We start from the raw sequence: 2,461 nt of genomic DNA on the forward strand, positions 1-2,461 counted from the left end.
GAGTTTGAGCTGTTGACTTCATTTGTCTCGTTGGGGGAAGTACAGCTTGCGGATGTTTAAAGGACTCCAGCACATTTCCTAGAATTTGTTTATTATTATCCCACCAATCTCGCCTTACCTCGCCAGGATTTTGAAGAGTTTTATCAATACCTGTAGAACCTTGGTTGAGAAAAGTTACATTTTTAACATCTTCTGGTTTTTGAGTTTTAGGGTTACCGTCTGTAATGATATAGGTTTGTTCGCCTGTTTTTTCGTTGTTTATGACTTCGGAGACATAGCCTATAGTTTTCTTATTGACTCCCTCTCCAATAGTGACAGAATTTCCTACATCAAATTGCTCATATTCTTGTTGCGCAATTTGAACATATTCTTTATCCGTATACGACATGGTGTTATCCCTCCTTATCCAAAAACTCTATTAAATCCGCAGATACACTACCACCACTCTCCTCTAGCTTTTCCGAGTACTTAGACAAAGTAATACGCACATAAAAATTTCCATTTTTATTAACTATTAGCTTAATCATAATTCCACCCATTGGGTTATGTGTAACACTTCCATAATCAATCTCATAAGATTTAATCTTTCCGTTTGGTGTCAAGGCCTGTGAATCCAAATCTTTTAATGAATTTTCAAAAATTTGTTTGGCTTCTTCACTCTTCACCACGCTTATCATCTCATTCTGAAACTGTTTCTGATCCATATAAAATTTCCCTCCAATACTTAGAATAATAAGAAGAATTGCAGCAAGCAAAATCCCCATTGATACTAAGGCCTTCTTTTTCGTATCCATATCTATACCTCTCCAAAATAGAAGATTATATTACGACAAAAAGATTGTTCTTTTTATCACACTCTTATTTTACCATCCTATTTTCTATACTGTCAATAAATTTAAGAAACTCAGAATCAAACAAACAGCTTATCCTGGACTAACTCTAAAAAAATGTACAAAGTAAAAAATTGCTAAACAGTTAAAGCTCAGCAATCCTTTATTTTATAAATTTTATTCGTACATATACTTCTTTCACCGCCCGGTTAGTTTTGTAGTTAATCTACATTTCTGAAATATTTTTCCCCTTTTTTACTTTAAGTTGTGGAATATCCTTTTGAAGATTCTGCTAATCTTTGATTGTTTCCCTCGCTATAAACATGAACATAAAAATTTCTATTTTTGAGATACTTATGCCAATTTATATCCAAATGTTTTTCCTTAAATTTATCACTCAATAACTTCGCAATTTTCTCTAACTAAACTAAATACGTTCTGTAAGACATTCAAAACCATTATTAGCATTAACCCTAGAATGCGTTTTTAACGCTTTTCCTCAAAATCAATAATATTTTTAATATCTCTTAAATTCTTTTCATCTAAGTTTGCCAATCACCAATATTTCTTATTGGACAGCTCGATTAAATCGCTCATGTTGAGAAGTATTTTAAGATATTAGAGACTCTTGAACAAGCTATTAATGACTATATTTATTACCACAACACACATATCAAAACAAAACTAAAAGGACTTAGCCCTGTACAACACAGAACTAAATCCTTTAATTAAATTTAAATGTTTAACTTCTTAGGAGCAATACAAATACGTAATCGAATGCTTTGGATAAAATCAAACTATCTCTATCTTTATTCTATCCTCACACAAAAGACTTTTTAGAAGTAATATTTAGACTTCTTCTTTCTTACGGCGAGTAGCCACCAGTCCTAAGCTACCTAACAGTAAAGCTCCTAGGCCTACTAAACCAGCAGAATCATTATCACCTGTCGCTGGTAATGCATAACCACTGCTGTCAGAAGTTACTTTACGATTAGCTGATGCCTTAACATCTGGCTTCATACTTTCTGGTGAGCTTCCCTTATCTTGTCCCGTTGGAACAAGTTCAACCGCATCTGTAGTTTTATCTGTTACAACAATTTTAACTGAAACTTCTTCGCTTGAACCGTCTGGGTATTTAACCACAACTACACCGTCTTTTTCACCTGATGTACTTGTATCTACCGGTACCTTCCATTCGTAAGTTGTACTTTCTGGAAGATCGCCCTTGTTAGAGATTCCGTCTTCAGCTTTTGGTGTACCGTTCAAGCCTGTATTAACGTCTTGACCTTTTGGTTCATACTTATCTGCATCTGAGGTAACCACAATCTTAACTGGAACTTCTTCGCTTGAACCGTCTGGGTATTTAACCACAACTACACCGTCTTTTTCACCTGATGTACTTGTATCTACTGGTGCCTTCCATTCGTAAGTTGTACCTTCTGGAAGACCGCCCTTGTTAGAGATTCCGTCTTCAGCTTTTGGTGTTTCGTTCAAGCCTGTATTAACATTTTGGCCTTTTGGTTCATACTTATCTGCATCTGAGGTAACCGCAACCTTAACTGGAACTTCTTCGCTTGAACCGTCTGGGTATTTAACCACAACTACACCGTCTTTTTCACCTGATGTACTTG

General features: G+C 35.2%; 2 protein-coding genes and 2 pseudogenes. 1 reads left to right on the top strand and 3 read right to left on the bottom strand.

Annotation, left to right across the window (positions count from 1 at the left end):
* Both NFR51_RS10565 and NFR51_RS10570 read right to left on the bottom strand, forming a co-directional pair.
* Window positions 1-388, bottom strand: a pseudogene (locus NFR51_RS10565) (hypothetical protein); the annotation flags it as partial.
* 4 nt (window positions 389-392) lie between these two features.
* Window positions 393-794: a DUF1310 family protein gene (locus NFR51_RS10570; RefSeq protein WP_202231665.1), complete on the bottom strand. Its 402-nt coding sequence runs from the start codon at window positions 792-794 to the stop codon at window positions 393-395.
* A gap of 636 nt (window positions 795-1,430) precedes the next feature.
* On the opposite strand from NFR51_RS10570, the pseudogene NFR51_RS10575 reads away from it, so the two are divergent.
* Window positions 1,431-1,562 (top strand): annotated as a pseudogene (locus NFR51_RS10575) (IS3 family transposase); the annotation flags it as partial.
* Window positions 1,563-1,679: 117 nt separating this feature from the next.
* Here NFR51_RS10575 and NFR51_RS10580 read toward each other — a convergent pair.
* Window positions 1,680-2,461, bottom strand: a 782-nt coding sequence (locus tag NFR51_RS10580) for a Rib/alpha-like domain-containing protein (protein ID WP_251713609.1), incomplete at its 5' end; no start/stop codon positions are given.

Source organism: Lactococcus ileimucosae, assembly GCF_943193185.1.
In the GTDB taxonomy this organism is placed as follows: domain Bacteria; phylum Bacillota; class Bacilli; order Lactobacillales; family Streptococcaceae; genus Lactococcus; species Lactococcus ileimucosae.